Annotated in this window: 13 protein-coding genes; all 13 read right to left on the bottom strand. The window is 67.5% G+C overall.

Annotation, left to right across the window (positions count from 1 at the left end):
* Window positions 1–119: 119 nt before the first annotated feature.
* Window positions 120–977, bottom strand: a complete 858-nt coding sequence (urtD, locus tag HMPREF2914_RS19430; protein WP_003105136.1) for an urea ABC transporter ATP-binding protein UrtD — start codon at window positions 975–977, stop codon at window positions 120–122.
* Window positions 974–2053 (bottom strand): urea ABC transporter permease subunit UrtC, encoded by a 1080-nt coding sequence (urtC, locus tag HMPREF2914_RS19425; protein ID WP_003105139.1) that lies wholly within the window; start codon window positions 2051–2053, stop codon window positions 974–976. The genes urtD and urtC overlap by 4 nt, the downstream gene beginning before the upstream one ends.
* A complete protein-coding gene (gene urtB, locus HMPREF2914_RS19420) occupies window positions 2050–3639 on the bottom strand; it encodes an urea ABC transporter permease subunit UrtB (RefSeq protein WP_023092668.1) in 1590 nt (529 codons plus the stop codon). Before urtB ends, urtC begins: the two co-directional genes overlap by 4 nt.
* Window positions 3640–3785: 146 nt before the next feature.
* On the bottom strand, window positions 3786–5051 hold the full coding sequence (urtA, locus tag HMPREF2914_RS19415; protein ID WP_023092667.1) for an urea ABC transporter substrate-binding protein: 1266 nt from the start codon (window positions 5049–5051) through the stop codon (window positions 3786–3788).
* A 424-nt stretch (window positions 5052–5475) separates the two neighbouring features.
* Entirely contained in the window at window positions 5476–6069 is a 594-nt protein-coding gene (locus HMPREF2914_RS19410; protein WP_003095417.1) for a MarC family protein, read from the bottom strand.
* A 242-nt stretch (window positions 6070–6311) separates the two neighbouring features.
* On the bottom strand, window positions 6312–9140 hold the full coding sequence (gene retS / locus HMPREF2914_RS19405) for a hybrid sensor histidine kinase/response regulator RetS (RefSeq protein WP_003111227.1): 2829 nt from the start codon (window positions 9138–9140) through the stop codon (window positions 6312–6314).
* Window positions 9141–9243: 103 nt separating this feature from the next.
* On the bottom strand, window positions 9244–10533 hold the full coding sequence (gene purD / locus HMPREF2914_RS19400) for a phosphoribosylamine--glycine ligase (protein ID WP_023092666.1): 1290 nt from the start codon (window positions 10531–10533) through the stop codon (window positions 9244–9246).
* A 103-nt stretch (window positions 10534–10636) separates the two neighbouring features.
* Window positions 10637–12244 carry a bifunctional phosphoribosylaminoimidazolecarboxamide formyltransferase/IMP cyclohydrolase gene (purH, locus tag HMPREF2914_RS19395; RefSeq protein ID WP_023092665.1) on the bottom strand — a complete coding sequence of 536 codons (1608 nt, stop codon included), beginning with the start codon at window positions 12242–12244 and terminating at the stop codon, window positions 10637–10639.
* Between the two features lie 79 nt (window positions 12245–12323).
* Window positions 12324–12647 carry a DNA-binding transcriptional regulator Fis gene (gene fis / locus HMPREF2914_RS19390; protein ID WP_003121116.1) on the bottom strand — a complete coding sequence of 108 codons (324 nt, stop codon included), beginning with the start codon at window positions 12645–12647 and terminating at the stop codon, window positions 12324–12326.
* Window positions 12644–13642 carry a tRNA dihydrouridine synthase DusB gene (gene dusB, locus HMPREF2914_RS19385; protein ID WP_003111229.1) on the bottom strand — a complete coding sequence of 333 codons (999 nt, stop codon included), beginning with the start codon at window positions 13640–13642 and terminating at the stop codon, window positions 12644–12646. Before dusB ends, fis begins: the two co-directional genes overlap by 4 nt.
* 203 nt (window positions 13643–13845) lie before the next feature.
* Entirely contained in the window at window positions 13846–15123 is a 1278-nt protein-coding gene (locus HMPREF2914_RS19380; RefSeq protein ID WP_023092664.1) for a DUF3426 domain-containing protein, read from the bottom strand.
* Window positions 15124–15218: 95 nt separating this feature from the next.
* A complete protein-coding gene (gene prmA / locus HMPREF2914_RS19375; RefSeq protein WP_023092663.1) occupies window positions 15219–16103 on the bottom strand; it encodes a 50S ribosomal protein L11 methyltransferase in 885 nt (294 codons plus the stop codon).
* A gap of 80 nt (window positions 16104–16183) precedes the next feature.
* Complete coding sequence (locus tag HMPREF2914_RS19370; protein ID WP_003112326.1) at window positions 16184–17050, bottom strand: EI24 domain-containing protein; 867 nt, start codon at window positions 17048–17050, stop codon at window positions 16184–16186.
* Between the last annotated feature and the right edge of the window lie 68 nt (window positions 17051–17118).

Genomic DNA, 17118 nt, shown 5'->3' with positions numbered 1-17118 from the left:
CCGTGATGGTTCTTCACTGCGATTCCCCAGCCTCGCTCGGCGGATAACCGCGAGCGGTCATTCGCCCTACGCGACGGGCGCCACTTGGCAGGCGCTACCCGCCGAGCGGATGGCTGGCGTCAGCGACCGAGGTAGACCTCGATCACCTGTTCGTCGGCCTGTACCTCCGCCAGCGAGCCTTCGGCCAGCACGTGGCCCTGGTGCAGCACGGTGACATGGTCGGCGATGCTGCCGACGAAACCCATGTCGTGCTCCACCACCATCAGCGAGTGCTTGCGCGCCAGGGACTTGAACAGCTCGGCGGTGAATTCGGTCTCGGCATCGGTCATGCCCGCCACCGGCTCGTCGAGCAGCAGCAACTGCGGTTCCTGCACCAGCAGCATGCCGATCTCGAGGAACTGCTTCTGGCCGTGGGACAGCAAACCCGCCGGACGCTGCCGCGACTCCAGCAGGCGGATGGTGGCGAGCACCTCCTCGATGCGTTCCCTCTGCGTGCCGTCGAGCCGCGCGCGCAGGCTGGCCCACACCGACTTGTCGGCCCTCTGCGCCAGTTCGAGGTTCTCGAACACGCTCAGGGCCTCGAACACCGTGGGCTTCTGGAACTTGCGGCCGATCCCGGCCTGGGCGATCTGCACCTCGCTCATGCGGGTCAGGTCGAGGGTGTCGCCGAAATACGCGGTACCGCTCTGCGGGCGGGTCTTGCCGGTGATCACGTCCATCAGGGTGGTCTTGCCGGCGCCGTTGGGGCCGATGATGCAGCGCAATTCGCCGACGCCGATGTACAGGGTCAGGTCGCGCAGGGCCTTGAAGCCGTCGAAGCTGACGTTGATGTCTTCCAGGCTGAGGATGGTGCCGTGGCGCGCGTCCAGTCGGCCGCTGGTGGCGGCGCCCAGGCCGATGGCGTCGCGGCCGCTGCCGGCGGTATCGAGGCCGGGGTGGAAGGCCGGTTCGAGCATCAGGTGCGGGGTGGTCCTCATTGCTCCTTCTCCTTGCGCAGCAGGCCGAGCAGGCCGCGCGGCAGGTACAGGGTGACGACGATGAACAGCGCGCCGAGGAAGAACAGCCAGTATTCCGGGAAGGCCACGGTGAACCAGCTCTTCGCGCCGTTCACCACGCCGGCGCCGAGCAGCGGGCCGAGCAGGGTGCCGCGTCCGCCGAGGGCGACCCAGACGGCGGCTTCGATGGAGTTGGTCGGCGACATCTCGCTGGGGTTGATGATCCCCACCTGCGGCACGAACAGCGCGCCGGCGAGGCCGCAGAGCACCGCGCTCAGGGTCCAGACGAAGAGTTTGTAGCCGCGCGGGTCGTAGCCGCAGAACATCAGGCGGTTCTCGGCGTCGCGCAGCGCGGTGAGGACCCGGCCGAACTTGCTCCGCGCCAGGCGCCAGCCGAGCAGCAGGCTGGCCGCGAGCAGCGCGACGGTGGCGAGGAACAGGGCGGCGCGGGTGCCCGGCGCGGTGATCGGGAAGCCGAGGATGCTGCGGAAGTCGGTGAAGCCGTTGTTGCCGCCGAAACCGGTCTCGTTGCGGAAGAACAGCAGCATGCCGGCGAAGGTCAGGGCCTGGGTCATGATCGAGAAGTACACGCCGCGGATCCGCGAGCGGAAGGCGAAGTAGCCGAAGGCGAAGGCCAGCGCGCCGGGCACCAGCACCACCAGGCACAGCGCCCAGAGGAAGTGCTGGGTGCCGGCCCAGTACCAGGGCAGTTCGTTCCAGGAAAGGAAGGTCATGAACGCCGGCAGGCTGTCGCCGGAGGCCTGGCGCATCAGGTACATGCCCATGGCGTAGCCGCCGAGGGCGAAGAACAGCCCGTGGCCGAGGGACAGCAGGCCGGCGTAGCCCCAGACCAGGTCGAGGGCGAGGGCGACGATGGCGTAGCAGAGGATCTTGCCGGTCAGGGTCAGGCTGTAGGCCGAGAGGTGCAGCGCGCTGTCCGCCGGCAGCAGGTGCAGCAGCGGCATGGCCAGCAGCGTGGCGAAGGCTGCGCCGAGCGCGATAGCGGTGACGCGGCCGCCGGCCCGGCGGGCGAGGGTGACGGTGAGTGGCTGGTTCAATCGATGACCCTCCCTTTCAGGGCGAACAGTCCCTGCGGGCGTTTCTGGATGAACAGGACGATCAGCGCGAGGATCAGGATCTTGCCCAGCACCGCGCCGATCTGCGGTTCGAGGATCTTGTTCGCCACGCCGAGGCCGAAGGCGGCGAGGACGCTGCCGGCGAGCTGGCCGACGCCGCCGAGCACCACCACCAGGAAGGAGTCGATGATGTAGCCCTGGCCGAGGTCCGGGCCGACGTTGCCGACCTGCGACAGGGCTACCCCGCCGAGCCCGGCGATGCCCGAGCCGAGACCGAAGGCGAGCATGTCCACGCGCCCTGTGGGCACCCCGCAGCAGGCCGCCATGTTGCGGTTCTGGGTCACCGCGCGGACGTTCAGGCCGAGCCGCGTGCGGTTCAGCAGCAGCCAGGTGAGGAGCAGCACGAACAGGGCGAAGCCGATGATGACGATGCGGTTCCACGGCAGCACCAGGTTCGGCAGCACCTGGATGCCGCCGGACAGCCAGGCCGGGTTGGCTACCTCGACGTTCTGCGCGCCGAACAGCATCCGCACCAGCTGGATCAGCACCAGGCTGATGCCCCAGGTGGCGAGCAGGGTTTCCAGCGGCCGGCCGTAGAGATGGCGGATCACCGTGCGCTCCAGGGCCATGCCGATGGCGGCGCTGACGCAGAACGCCACCGGCAGCGCCAGTAACGGGTAGAGCGCTAGCCATTCCGGCGCCAGGCGCTGGAACAGCAGTTGCACCACATAGGTGGAATAGGCGCCGAGCATGAGCATTTCGCCGTGGGCCATGTTGATCACCCCGAGCAGGCCGTAGGTGATCGCCAGGCCGAGCGCCGCGAGCAGCAGGATCGAGCCCAGCGACAGGCCACTGAAGGCCTGGCCGAGCAGGTCGCCGACCAGCAGCCGGCGCTTGACCTGGGCCAGGCTGGTGGCGGCGGCGATGCGCACGCCTTCCTCCGGTTCTACCGTCGGGTCGAGCAGGTTCTCCAGGCGGGTTCGCGCCAGCGGATCGCCGGACTCGCCGAGCAGGCGCACGGCGGAAAGGCGTAGCTCCGGGTCGGGATCGCCGAGTTGCAGGTTGGCCAGGGCCAGGCCGAGGGCTTCCTTCACGCCAGCGTCGCTCTCGATCCGCAGGCGCGCTTCGAGCAGCGGCCGTTGCGCGGCCTTGGCGGTTTTCTGCAACTGCTGTGCGGCGGCCAGCCGCAGCGGCACTTCGTTGGCCACCAACTGGTGGCTGGCCAGGGCGGTGTTGAGCAGGCCGCGCAGGCGATTGTTCAGGCGCAGCGGCTTCGGCTCGCCGTCCGGCAGGGCGTCGCCTTCGGCGGCCTGGAAACGCTGGTCGGCGCCGAGGAGGAATGGCTGCTGGCGGCTGTCCAGCGCAATGCGGTTGTGGCGCAGCGCTTCGAGAAAGGCCAGGCGACCGGCGTCGGGCGTCGCCGCCCAGTGTTCGAGCAGGTGGGCGCGACCGCCGTTGTCGGCAGCGGCGAAGTCCTGCGCCGGTCCGGCGTAGGCCGTCACCGCGAGAAGGGCGGCCAGGACCAGGACACAGGCATGGAGCGGGCGGGTGAGGAGGGCAAGGGGCATGCTGGGGTTCCTGGGCGACGTGCGGTATGGCCGGTCCCCCGCCCTCTCCCTGAAGGGCGAGGGGGCCGTTCGGCGCGCGACCGGAGCGTTCCCGTTCCGTTCAGGGGAACGCCTGGTCAGGGGGGCAGGGTTCTTCACGGCAGAACTCAGTTGCTCTTCAGCGCATGCTCCGGCTTTTTCTCGTTGCCCGGGATGAACGGGCTCCAGGGTTGCGCGCGAAGCGGCTCGGGGGTCTTCCAGACCACTTCGAACTGGCCGTCGTCCTGGATCTCGCCGATCATCACCGGCTTGTGCAGGTGGTGGTTGCTCTTGTCCATGACCAGCGTGTAGCCGGATGGCGCCTTGAAGCTTTGCCCGGCCATCGCCTCGCGAACCTTGTCGACCTCGGTGCTGCCGGCCTTTTCCACGGCCTGCGCCCACATATGGATGCCGACGTAGGTGGCTTCCATGGGGTCGTTGGTCACCGCGGTGGCGTAGTTCGGCAGGTTCTTCGCCTTGGCGTAGGCTTTCCAGTCGGCGACGAACTTCTCGTTGACCGGATTGCTCACCGACTCGAAGTAGTTCCATGCCGCGAGGTTGCCGACCAGCGGCTTGGTGTCGATGCCGCGCAGTTCTTCCTCGCCTACGGAGAAGGCCACCACCGGCACCTCGGTGGCTTCCAGGCCCTGGTTGGCCAGTTCCTTGTAGAAGGGCACGTTGGAGTCGCCATTGACGGTGGAGACCACCGCGGTCTTGCCGCCTGCGGCGAACTTCTTGATGTCGGCGACGATGGTCTGGTAGTCGCTGTGGCCGAATGGCGTGTAGACCTCCTGGATGTCCTTGTCGTCCACGCCCTTGCTGTGCAGGAAGGCGCGCAGGATCTTGTTGGTGGTGCGCGGGTAGACATAGTCGGTGCCGAGCAGGAAGAAGCGCCTGGCACCGCCGCCGTCCTCGCTCATCAGGTACTCCACCGCCGGGATCGCCTGCTGGTTCGGCGCCGCGCCGGTATAGAAGACGTTCGGCGAGAGTTCCTCGCCCTCGTACTGGACCGGGTAGAACAGCAATCCGTTGAGTTCCTCGAATACCGGCAACACCGATTTGCGCGACACCGAGGTCCAGCAACCGAAGACCACCGCGACCTTGTCCTGGGCCAGCAACTGGCGGGCCTTTTCCGCGAACAGCGGCCAGTTCGACGCCGGATCGACCACCACCGCCTCCAGCTTCTTGCCGTTGACCCCGCCCTTGGCGTTGATCTCGTCGATGGTCATCAGGGCCATGTCCTTCAGCGAGGTCTCGGAGATCGCCATGGTCCCGGACAGCGAGTGAAGGATGCCGACCTTGATGGTTTCGGCGGCCTGGATGGACCAGGACAGGCCCATGGAAGCGATGGACGCGGACAGCGTGAAGGCCTTGAGCAGACTGCGACGTTTCATTGGTGTTGTTCTCCATTCACCAGCGGTCGGGGCGGCAGTTTTCAGGAGGCGTCGTGCTTGTCGTCGGGCATCCGTCCGGTGGACGGCGGGGTGCGCACTGCGGCCTGGATCTCTTCGTCGAGGCTCCAGAGCAAAGGCTGTGCCTCTTCTTGGCGCTGGCCGGTATCGGTCGGCGAAAAGGCGCCGCGAGTCGCCGGGGAAGCATGCCAAGCAGGCCTGGCTATGCCGGTGAAGGCGGCGTTTTCAACGGGTTTTCGCCGGATATCGACGGAGAAGGGGCCGTGGGTTCCGGATGGGGAGGCGTCGCGCTGACCTCCCTCCCTACCGCCGGCGGCGCGTCCATGGGAGCGCCGCCGCTTCGCCCGGGCACCACCGCGGTGCGTCAGGGCGCGGCATCCAGGGTGTCCGCCTCAGGCTGGTGCGCTCAGCCTGGGAACAGCGAACCCTTCAGGCCGGTGACGATGATCTGCGCCGCCAGCGCGCAGACGAACAGACCCATCAGGCGACTGACGATCTGCAGGCCCTGGTCGCCAAGCAGGCGTTCGATGCGGTCGGAAAGATAGAGCGTGGTGCCGAGGGTCAGGCAGGCGAGGAAGATCGCCACCAGGGAGATCAGCTTGGCCTCCCAGCCCTGGCCGACGCCCATCACCAGCAGCGCGCCGATGGTCCCGGGGCCGACGGTGAGAGGAATGGTCAGCGGGACGATGGTCACGTCCTGCTGCACGTTGTCGCTCTGCACCGCCGCGCGGCCCTGGGCCATGCCCAGCGCGGAGATGAACAGCACGCTGCCGGCGCCGATGCGGAAGGCGTCGGCGGTGATACCGAAGAGGATGAAGATGTAGCGGCCGAACAGGTACAGCGCGACGCTGGCGATCAGCGCCGCCAGGGCCACCCGCCAGGCCATGCGCTTGCGGTCGCGCGGGCCGAAGCCGCGGCTGAGGCTGATGAAGCAGGACAGCACGAAGAAGGGGCTATAGAGCACCAGCATCTTCAGGTAGACGCTGAACAGCAAATGCATGGAGGCGCTTCCGGTCCGGGGGTGGGCATGAGCATAGCGTGCGACGGGCCGGTGCGATGTCCGGCGGGTTGGCAATATGCCGGTTCGCGTGGCATGTGACAACGAGGCCGGATGTCGGCGGATAACGCCGTTGGCGTCATGCGCCCTACAGGGGCGGGACCACCGGGGCGTAGGGCGAATAACCGCGTGCGGTTATCCGCCGTGGCGGAGGCCGGGTGCAGCGCCGGAGTACGTCGCTGTCCTCAGGAGGGCAGGGCGTCGCCCTGGCGGCGGCGGTCGCGTTCGCCGACCCAGTAGGCGATCAGCTCGCGCAATTGCGACAGCTCCACCGGCTTGGCCATGTGCCCGTCCATGCCGACCAGCCGCGCGCGTTCCTTGTGCTCGCTGAGGATGTGCGCGGTGAGCGCCACCACCGGGGTATGCGGGCGCTGTTCGTGGGCTTCCCAGGCGCGGAGCTGCTCGGTGGCGGAGAAGCCGTCGAGAACCGGCATCTCGCAGTCCATCAGCACCAGGTCGTACTGGGTCGCCTTCATCGCGCTGAGCGCCTCCTGGCCGTTGCTGGCGGTGTCCGGCTGGAGGTTGAGCTTGTTCAACATGCCGCGGATGACCTTGGTGGAGATGCTGTTGTCCTCGGCGACGAGGATCCGGAAGTCGCTCGGCAGGCTCGGCGCCTGCGCTTCCTTGGCCGGTTGCAGGTAGTTGGTGACGCCGCTGACGCCGCGCTGGGCGAGTTCGTCGGCGAGGGTCGCCTTCAGCGTGTAGCCGGCCACCGGCTTGGCCAGGATGCGCTTGATCCCGGCGTTGCGGGCGATGATCTTGCTCGGCGCGTTGCTGATCCCGGTGAGCATGATCAGCAGGATGTCGTGGTTGAGGTTGGGGTCTTCCTTGATCTTCGCCGCCAGTTGCATGCCGGTCATGCCGGGCATGTCCTGGTCGAGCAGGACCACGTCGAAGTACTCGCGCAGGTGCGCCTTGGTGCGCAACTGGGCCAGCGCCTCCTTGCCGGACGACACCGCGCTGACGTTCAGGCCCCAGCCGCTGCACTGCTGCACCAGCACCTTGCGGCAGGTTTCGTTGTCGTCCACCACCAGCAGCCGGGCGCCCTGCAGCGGGCCGTCGAGGTCGGCGGTGGGGTTCTCCAACTGCTGCGGGTCGAGCGGCAGGGTCAGCGACAGGGTGGTGCCCTGGCTGCTGCCGGACTGGATGCCGAACTCCCCGCCCATCAGCCGCACCAGTTGGCGGGCGATGATCAGGCCGAGGTGGCTGCCGAGCTTGCTGGCGGAAAGGAAGTCGCCGCTGTGCAGCTCGGCGGTGAGCAGCGCCTCGCGCTCCTTGGCGTCGAACGGGTGGCCGCTGTCCTGCACGGCGATGCGCAGGCGCGGTGTCTCGCCCTGGTCGTCGAGGGCCACCACCAGCAGGATCTCGCCTTCCTCGGTCTGCTTGAACGCGTTGTCCAGCAGGCTCAGGACCACCTGGCGCAGGCGCGTCGGATCGCCGCCGATGACCCTCGGCACCTGCGGTTGGGTGAAGCTGATCAGCTCGATGCGCTGCTGCTCGGCCTTGACCCGGAAGATATCCAGGCAGTCCTCGATCAGCGCGTTGAGGTCGAACTGCACTTCGTCCAGCTCGATCTGCCCGGACTCCAGCTTGGAGATGTCGAGGATCTCGTTGATCAGCGTGAGCAACTCGTTGCCGGCGCTGTGGATGGTCTGCACGTAGTCGCGCTGCTTCGCCGACAACGGGGTGCCGAGGAGCAGTTCGGTCATGCCCAGCACGCCGTTCATGGGCGTGCGGATCTCGTGGCTGATCTTGGCCAGGAACTCGGCCTTGGTCTGCAATTCCGCGGTGTGCGCCGCCTCGCTGGTGCGCTGTTGCAGGTTGAGCTGCTGGATCAGTCGCTGGCGTTCGGTGAGCGAGACGCTCAGGACCAGCCCGGCGAGGGTGGCGAAGCTGAACACGCCGAGCACCAGCCAGCCCGGATCGAGTTGCTTGGTGCCGAACAGCACCGGCAGGAACACCATGAAGCCGGCGTTGAACACGATCATCCCGGCAACGATCAGGCGCGCCGGCTGGTAGCCGCGATACCAGTGCCAGGCCGCGACCAGCGGGACGCTGAGCGAACTGAGGATCACCAGCAGGTAGATCAGCCAGCTGAACCAGAGTTGCTGGGTGAAGGCGATGATCGCGCCGACCGCCAGGATCAACAGCGCCTCGCCTTGCAGGAGGCGGTTCAGGCGGCTTTCCGCAGTGCCGCGGAAGAAGCTGCAGGCGAACCACAGCAGGCTCACCGCGGCGCCGAGGGCGCCGAGGTCGGCGGTCAGCGACTGGTTGAACTTGAGTCCCGGCAGCCAGAACGCCACCAGCCCCAGGTTCGCCGCGGCGCAGACCGCCAGCGCCGCGTGCACCGCCGCCAGCCACAGGCTGCTGGCGCTGCGCGAGTAGGCGAAGCGGATCAGGTTGTACATCAGCAGCAGGAGCATGCCGCCGAGCAGCATGCCGAAGGCGTAGGCGGGCTTCTCCAGGCCGACCAGGCCGGCTTCGTCGATCTGGTCGAACCAGGCCATCAGTGGATGGTTGGAGGTCATCCGCACGTACAGGGTCATCGGCTTGCCGTCGACCGGCAGCGAGAACAGGTAGGAGCGCGAGGGCAGCGGGCGCTCCTGGAACGGTCGCGACTCGCCGGTGTGCTGATCCCGCACCAGTTGGCCGTCCTGCACCAGGTAGTAGTCCAGATACTGCACCCGCGGGGCGAAGATCCACAGCCAGCTCGGCACCTTCTGCGCGGGAAGCTGGACCTGCAGCCAGACCGCCTGGGGGCTGGCGGGGAAGATGAAGGAGCGCTTGGCCAGCGGGCGGAACTGCTCCTTGCGCTGGAGGACGTCGGCGATCCGCAGTTGCGCGCTCTCGTCGCGCAGCAGGCGCCAGTTCTGGTTGGCGCTGGGAGTAGTGGCGGTGGTTTGCAGGGGAACGCTGGAAACGCCGGCGTCGTCCGCGACCGCCGGCGACATCGGACCGAGCAGAAGCAGCAGGAAGCTGACGAGTAGTCCTATGGCGATCCGAAGCCGTACCACGGCGAAGTCCCTTCGAAGGTGAATGGCCGGATTATAGCCAAGTGGCCGTGGCAACGGCATAGGCCGCGGAAGCGCCGTGCGGCGCCCGCGGCCGCGGGCCCGGTCAGGACTCGCCGCGCTCGCGGGCGATGGCACGGTAGCCGATGTCCTTGCGGTAGAAGCAGCCGTTCCAGCGGATCTTCTCGGCCAGGCGATAGGCCTGTTGCTGGGCGGCGGATACGCTCTCGCCGATGGCGGTGGCGCAGAGAACGCGGCCTCCGGAGGTGACCACCTGGCCATCCTTCAGCGCGGTGCCGGCGTGGAACACCTTGCCGTCCAGCGCGGCGGCCTCGGCCAGGCCTTCGATGACCTCGCCCTTGGCGTAGTCGCCCGGATAGCCGCCGGCGGCCAGCACCACGCCAACGGTCGGACGCGGGTCCCAGGTCGCCTCGACCTTGTCCAGCGCCTTGGCCAGGGCGGCCTCGACCAGCAGGACCAGGGATGACTCCAGGCGGACCATGATCGGCTGGGTTTCCGGATCGCCGAAGCGGCAGTTGAATTCGATGACCTTGGGCGCGCCGCTCTTGTCGATCATCAGGCCGGCATAGAGGAAGCCGGTATAGACGTTGCCTTCCTCGGCCATGCCGCGCACCGTCGGGTAGATCACTTCGTCCAGCACCCGCTGGTGGACCTCGGCGGTGACCACCGGGGCCGGCGAGTAGGCGCCCATGCCGCCGGTGTTCGGCCCGCTGTCGCCATCGCCGACGCGCTTGTGGTCCTGGCTGGTGGCCATCGGCAGCACGTTCTGGCCGTCGACCATGACGATGAAGCTGGCCTCCTCGCCATCGAGGAACTCCTCGATCACCACGCGCGAGCCGGCGTCGCCGAAGGCATTGCCGGCGAGCATGTCGCGCACGGCGGCTTCGGCTTCGTCCAGGTTCATGGCGACGATCACGCCCTTGCCCGCGGCCAGGCCATCGGCCTTGATGACGATGGGTGCGCCCTGCTCGCGCAGGTAGGCCAGGGCCGACTCGACCTCGGTGAAGTTGCGATAGGCGGCGGTGGGGATCCGGTGGCGGGCGAGGAAGTCCTTGGTGAAGGCCTTCGAGCCTTCCAGCTGGGCGGCGCCGGCGGTCGGGCCGAAGATATCCAGGCCGCGCTCACGGAACAGGTCGACCACGCCTGCCACCAGCGGCGCCTCGGGACCGACGATGGTCAACTGGACGTTCTTCGCGGCGAAGTCGGCCAGTTGCTCCAGGGCCAGCACGTCGATGGCGACGTTCTCGCACTTGGCTTCGGTGGCGGTGCCGGCGTTGCCCGGGGCGACGAAGACCTTCGCCACGCGCGGGTCCTGGGCGACTTTCCAGGCCAGGGCATGTTCACGACCGCCGCTGCCGATGATGAGTACGTTCATGGGGTTCTCCTGGCGCAACGGCGGGTAACGCGCCGCGTTATCCGCCCTGCGTGAAATTCGTGGGTAGGGCGGCTGACCGCATCGCGCTCAGCCGCCGTGATACTCAATGGCGGAAATGGCGCATGCCAGTGAACACCATCGCGATATCCGCCTCGTCGGCCGCCGCGATCACTTCGCTGTCGCGCATCGAGCCGCCCGGCTGGATCACCGCGGTGATGCCGGCCTTGGCCGCGTTGTCGATGCCGTCGCGGAACGGGAAGAAGGCGTCGGAAGCCATCACCGCGCCTTTCACTTCCAGGCCAGCGTGCTCGGCCTTGATCGCGGCGATCCGTGCGGAGTTGACCCGGCTCATCTGGCCGGCGCCGACGCCGACGGTCTGGCGGTTCCTGGCGTAGACGATGGCGTTGGACTTGACGAACTTGGCCACCTTCCAGGCGAAGATCAGGTCGTGGATCTCCTGCTCGGTGGGCGCGCGGCGAGTGACGATCTTCAGGTCCTCGGCCTTGATCATGCCGATGTCGCGGCTCTGTACCAGCAGGCCGCCGTTGACCCGCTTGAAGTCCCAGCCCGGGGCGCGCTCGGCTGGCCATTCGCCGCATTCGAGCAGGCGTACGTTGGCCTTGGCGGCGACCACCTCGCGGGCGGCGGCGGAAATCTTCGGCGCGATGATCACCTCGACGAACTGGCGCTCGACGATGGCCTTGGCGGTTTCGCCGTCCAGCTCGCGGTTGAAGGCGATGATGCCGCCGAACGCCGATTCGCTATCGGTGGCGTAGGCCAGGTCGTAGGCCTTGCGGATGCCGCCTTCGTCTTCCGGCACCACGGCGACGCCGCAGGGGTTGGCATGCTTGACGATCACGCAGGCCGGCTTGAGGAAGCTCTTCACGCATTCCAGGGCGGCGTCGGTGTCGGCGACGTTGTTGAACGACAACTCCTTGCCTTGCAACTGGATGGCGGTGGAGACGCTGGCCTCGCCCTTCTTCGCCTCGACGTAGAACGCCGCGCTCTGGTGCGGGTTCTCGCCGTAGCGCATTTCCTGGGCCTTGACGAACTGGCTGTTGAAGGTGCGCGGGAAGGCGCCGCGGTCGGCGGTGCCGAGGGTGTCGCGGGTCTGGTCGATGGTACCCAGGTAGTTGGCGATCATGCCGTCGTAGGCGGAGGTGTGCTCGAACGCCTTGAGGGCCAGGTCGAAACGCTGGGCGTAGGTCAGGCCGCCGGCCTTGAGGGATTCGATCACGGCGGCGTAGTCGCCGGCATTGACCACGATGGCGACATCCTTGTGGTTCTTCGCCGCCGAACGGACCATGGTCGGCCCGCCGATGTCGATGTTCTCGATGGCGGTAGGCAGGTCGCAGTCGGGCCTGGCCACCGTGGCCTCGAAGGGATACAGGTTGACCGCCACCAGGTCGATCGGCTTGATGCCGTGCTGCTCCATGACCGCGCCGTCCAGGTCGCGGCGACCGAGGATACCGCCATGCACCTTCGGGTGCAGGGTCTTCACCCGACCGTCCATCATTTCCGGGAAGCCGGTGTAGTCGGCCACTTCCACGGCGGCGATGCCGTTGTCCCGGAGCAGCTTGTAGGTGCCGCCGGTGGAAAGGATTTCCACGCCGAGGGCGACCAGCTCACGGGCGAAGTCGACGACGCCGGTCTTGTCGGAAACGCTGATCAGCGCGCGGCGGATGGGCAGGCGGGTGGTTTGGTCGGTCATTGCAAGGGTCCTGAGGGCTGGCTTCCGGCCGCGGGTGCCGGCCGGGACGCGCGCCCTTGGCCGGAGCCCGCCGCCGCTCTTAAAGAAGGTCGTATTGCTTGAGTTTCTTGCGCAGGGTCCCGCGGTTCAGGCCGAGCAGCTCGGAGGCCTTGGTCTGGTTCCCCTTGACGTGGTTCATGACGGTTTCCAGCAGCGGCGCTTCGACTTCGCAGAGCACCATGTTGTAAACGTCCGTGACCGGCTGCCCTTCGAGGTGGGCGAAGTAGTTGTGCAATGCCTTCTCCACGCTGTCGCGCAGGGTCTGCCCTTCTTGCGTCGGCGTGGTGAGGTGCTGTTTCAGGTTGGCGTTGTCGCTCACGGGCGTTGTTCCACTCACTAAAGTCTCGGTCGTCATCGTTGTCATGCGGCCACCCCTGTTCCGTTGTTCTGGCGCTCGGCGAAGAACTGCCTGACGCTGGCGCACTGCGCATCCGTGTCCTGCAAACGATTGAACTGGGCGCGGAATTCCCTTGCGCCCGGCAGAGTCGCGAGATACCACCCCACATGCTTGCGGGCGATCCGCACACCCATTTCTTCCCCATAAAAAAGGTGCAGCTCCGCGAGGTGTTCGAGCAGGATGCTCTGCACTTCGGGAAGCGGCGCCGCCGGCAGGTGCTCGCCGGTCCGCAGGTAATGGTCGATCTCGCGGAAAATCCACGGTCTTCCCTGGGCGGCCCGACCGATCAGCAGGGCATCCACCCCGGTCTGCTCGATGACTTTCCTGGCCTTCTCCGGCGAATCGATGTCGCCATTGGCGAACACCGGTATCGACACGGCCTGCTTGATCGCCGCGATGGTCTCGTACTCCGCCTCCCCGGTGTACAGGTCGGCGCGGGTCCGGCCATGTACCGCAAGAGCCTGGATCCCCGCCTGTTCGGCGAGCCTCGCGACGCTGACGCCGTTACGGTTGTCCCGGTCCCAGCCGGTCCGGATCTTCAGGGTGACCGGTACGTCGACCGCCCTGACCACGGCATCGAGGATCTCGGCGACCAGCGCCTCGTCCCGCAGCAGGGCGGACCCCGCTGCCTTGTTGCATACCTTCTTCGCCGGGCAGCCCATGTTGATGTCGATGATCTGCGCACCGAGTTCCACATTGCGCTGCGCGGCCTCGGCCAGCATGGCCGGATCGCCGCCGGCGATCTGCACCGAGCGCGGCTCGTCCTCGCCATCGTGGATCAGGCGCAGGCGCGACTTGCGGCTGTTCCACAGGCGGACGTCGCTGGTCACCATCTCCGATACCACCATCCCGGCGCCAAGGCGACGGCAAAGCTGACGGAACGGACGATCGGTCACCCCGGCCATCGGCGCGAGGATCAGTCTGTTGGGCAGTGTATATGGGCCGATGCGTACCACCGACATGGGGCTTCCCTGTCTTGCGGTGCTGCGAAAAAAGGGAGGGCATGATACCCGCTCTGGATGACCGGATAAAGGCTGTTTTGGATAAATTCTGAACAGCCGATTCCTTAGTTCTTACAGTTGGAAGACGAGCGGCACTTGCGCCTGGCGCTCCGCGCGAGCGGGTGGGCGTAGCGGCCCGGCGGCGACCGGCGAGGTCTTTCCGGTCACTCCGGGGAATGGAAGCTCAGGCTGTAGTTCACCGCCTTCGGACCCGGGTCGAGGATGTCCAGCGACACGTGGATCGGTACCTGCGGTGGCATTTCCGTTCGTCCGGCCAGCTCGCCGCCGAGGTACTCGCCGGGCTTGAAGCGGCGATTGGCGATGAGGTGGCCGTTGAGGTCGGCGAAGCGCAGTTCCAGCAGCGGGAACGGCTGCGAGAAGCTGGCGCGGTTGTAGATGATCGCGTCGACCACCAGCGCGCCGCTGAATTCGGGATGGCTGCGGACCACCAGGTTGCTGCTCCTGATCTGCTCCACGTCGACCTTGGAGGGAAGGGTGCAGCCGATTTCCGGGCAGAGCTGGGCGAACCAGGGGCGATAGGCGTCCTGGCGCGCCAGCTCGTCGAAATGGTAGGCGACGTACTGAGCGGCGAGACCGCCCAGCGCCAGCAGGATCAGCAGCAGCCAGCCGAGACGCCGCGGCCATTGGCGCCGGGGCTTCTCCCAGGCCAGTTGCAGCGGCTCGTCGCGCAACTGGTCGAGACTCTCGACCGGCGCCTCGTCCGGCTTGCGGGCGCTGCCCAGGGGCGCGACGGACTGTTCCTCGGCGCTTTCCTCGTCGTCTTCATCCAGGGCGCTCAGTCCGTGGCGGCGCTTGCCGAGGCTGGGCTCGTCGTCATCGTCCTCATCGAGGCTGAGGCGAAGTTCCGGCGGATCCTCGGCGCGGCGCAGCGGCACGAAGGATACCCGCTCTTCCGCCAGCGGTTCGCCGAGGCTCGGTTCCTGGCGCGGGTTGCCGCGCGCCGGCTGGGCCGGTTCGGCATCGGCGATCAGCGCCTCGGCCCAGCGTTCGTCGTGTGGATCGCGTTCGTCGTCGCGGCGCGCCAGCAGGCTCTCCGCCGGTCGCGGGGCCTTCTCGATGCTGGAGAACTCCTGGTTCAGCTCGAATTCGTCGAGCTTGGCCAGTTCCTCGTCGAGGTTGAGGCTGTCCAGGTCGAGGTCGTCATGGATCCACAGGGTTTCGTCGCGCGGGCGCGCTGCCGGGGGCGCGGCCGAGGTGGCGGCCGCGACGCTGGGCGCGGGTGGCGGAGCGGCGGCCGGCTTCGCTTCGGCTGCCGAAGGAGCGTTCGCGCGCGGCGCGCCACCGACCTGGTGTTGCAGGGCGTTGAAGACTTTCAGGCAGGTGCCGCAGCGGACCGCGCCATTGGCGGCGCCCAGTTGCGCGTCGTTGACGCGGAAACTGGTGCTGCAATGGGGACATTGGGTGATGACGCTTTCGCTCATGCGGCGATCCGTAGGAAAAATCCGGCGGCTAGTCTACCCCAAGCTTCTTGCACGAAGGCAGTGGGGCGGGATCAGTGGTGGCTGGCGGTGCGCCATCAATCGGCGCGGCGGCGGCCGCTGATGCGGATCCAGCCTTCGCGCTCGGCGGTCGGGTCGAGATCGAAGTGTGCGGAGTAGGCCGCGCGGACCTCCTCGGCCTGCTCGGCGAGGATGCCGGACAGCGCCAGCAGGCCGCCGGGACGTACCAGGCCGGTCAGTTGCGGGGCGAGGGAAACCAGCGGGCCGGCGAGGATATTGGCGACCAGCACGTCGGCCTGTCGCTGCGGCAGCTCCGCCGGCAGGTAGACCGGGAACCGCGCGGTCTCGATACCGTTGCGCGAGGCATTGTCGCGCGAGGCTTCCAGGGCCTGTGGATCGATGTCGGTGCCGACCGCCCGTTCGGCGCCGAGCAGCAGCGCGGCGATGGCGAGGATTCCCGAGCCGCAGCCGAAGTCGAGCACCTGCCGGCCGGCCAGTTCCTGGCCGTCGAGCCATTCCAGGCACAGCGCGGTGGTCGGGTGGGTGCCGGTGCCGAAGGCCAGGCCCGGATCGAGCAGCAGGTTGACCGCGTCCGGCTCGGGGGCGGCGTGCCAGCTCGGCACGATCCACAGGCGGCGGCCGAAACGCATCGGCTGGAAGTTGTCCATCCAGCTGCGCTCCCAATCCTGGTCGGCGATTTCCTCGACATGGTGCTCGGGCAGGTCGCCGCCGGTAAGCAAGGCGAGGTGGGCGAGCAGGGCGGTCTCGTCGATGTCCGCTTCGAACAGCGCCAGCAGGTGGGTGCGCGACCACAGCGGGGTGGTGCCGAGGTCCGGCTCGAAGATCGGCTGGTCTTCGGCGTCCATGAAGGTCACGGAGACGGCGCCGACTTCGAGCAGGGCGTCTTCGTAGGTTTCGGCCTGTTCCGGGGTGATGGCCAGGCGAACTTGTAACCAGGGCATGGGGCGACCTCTGTTGCGGCTGTAAACGAAACGGGCCGCCCAGGGGCGACCCGTTTTCCACCGCGCAAGCTTACTTGAGGCTAGCCGGCGCTGCCACTCTCTGCCGTGGCCTCGCCGCGCAGTTGCGCCAGGCCGCGATTGGCCAGGTGGCAGGTACCGCCGCCGAGCACCGCCGGCAGCAGCAGGTTGAGCAGCGGCACCAGCGCCAGAAGCAGTATCAGCAGGCCGAACAGCAACAGGCTGCCGCGGCGAGCACGAAGCACGGCGAGCTGCTCGCCGGCATCGGCCAGCCCGGCCAGCGTGGCGGGCAGCAGGAAGCGGATGTTCAGGTAGGCCAGCGCCAGCAGCAGGAGTACACCGTTGTAGAGCGGAACCAGCAGGCCGACCAGGATCGATCCGGAAACGCCCAGCCAGGGTGCCAGGCGGAAGCCGGCGGCACGCCACAGCGAGATCCTTTCGCCGGAGGCAGGTGCCAGTCGCGGGTAGCGTTGGCGGACCTGTTCCTTCAGTTGTCCGAGCAGGCCGATGCGTAGGCCCAGGCGGATGCCGAAGACGATGCTGGCGGCGTACAGGGCGACGAAGAACAGCGCGGCATAGCCGACGAAATAGAACGCCAGTTGCGCCAGTCCCGCCAGGCCGTTGAAGGCCGCCAGCGGATCGAAGTACGGGCCACCGCTGCCGGCCTCGATCAGCGAGCCGCTGGGGATCAGGGCGAAGTTGGCCACGCTGAATGCCGTGTACAGCGCGGCCCAGCCGCAGAGGCGGATGATCGGTTCGAAGAAATGCACGAACAGCCAGGTGCACAGCACGCTGACGAGAATGCACAGGCTCGCGGAGCGGAAGAGTGCGGCGGGTTGCAGGCTTTCCCTGAAACCCAGGGCGAAGCAGGTCGCGGCCTCGGTCGCGGCGGCCAGCGATTGGCGGTACCAGCGGCGGATGCGTTCCATGCAGGAGTCCGGTGGTGGAGGGGCGACGAGGATAGCACCGTTGGGGCGGCCGGCAGGCGGAAACGACA

It is taken from the genome of Pseudomonas sp. HMSC067G02 (assembly GCF_001813485.1).
Lineage (GTDB): Bacteria > Pseudomonadota > Gammaproteobacteria > Pseudomonadales > Pseudomonadaceae > Pseudomonas > Pseudomonas aeruginosa.
This window is presented reverse-complemented; position numbering and strand designations above follow the sequence as displayed.

Excerpts from the sequence above, each read along its gene's own strand:
- urtD (WP_003105136.1), bottom strand. The coding sequence starts at position 977 with ATGAGGACCACCCCGCACCTGATGCTCGAACCGGCCTTCCACCCCGGC.
- urtB (WP_023092668.1), bottom strand. The coding sequence starts at position 3,639 with ATGCCCCTTGCCCTCCTCACCCGCCCGCTCCATGCCTGTGTCCTGGTC.
- urtA (WP_023092667.1), bottom strand. The coding sequence starts at position 5,051 with ATGAAACGTCGCAGTCTGCTCAAGGCCTTCACGCTGTCCGCGTCCATC.
- HMPREF2914_RS19410 (WP_003095417.1), bottom strand. The coding sequence starts at position 6,069 with ATGCATTTGCTGTTCAGCGTCTACCTGAAGATGCTGGTGCTCTATAGC.
- purD (WP_023092666.1), bottom strand. The coding sequence starts at position 10,533 with ATGAACGTACTCATCATCGGCAGCGGCGGTCGTGAACATGCCCTGGCC.
- purH (WP_023092665.1), bottom strand. The coding sequence starts at position 12,244 with ATGACCGACCAAACCACCCGCCTGCCCATCCGCCGCGCGCTGATCAGC.
- fis (WP_003121116.1), bottom strand. The coding sequence starts at position 12,647 with ATGACAACGATGACGACCGAGACTTTAGTGAGTGGAACAACGCCCGTG.
- dusB (WP_003111229.1), bottom strand. The coding sequence starts at position 13,642 with ATGTCGGTGGTACGCATCGGCCCATATACACTGCCCAACAGACTGATC.
- HMPREF2914_RS19380 (WP_023092664.1), bottom strand. The coding sequence starts at position 15,123 with ATGAGCGAAAGCGTCATCACCCAATGTCCCCATTGCAGCACCAGTTTC.
- prmA (WP_023092663.1), bottom strand. The coding sequence starts at position 16,103 with ATGCCCTGGTTACAAGTTCGCCTGGCCATCACCCCGGAACAGGCCGAA.
- HMPREF2914_RS19370 (WP_003112326.1), bottom strand. The coding sequence starts at position 17,050 with ATGGAACGCATCCGCCGCTGGTACCGCCAATCGCTGGCCGCCGCGACC.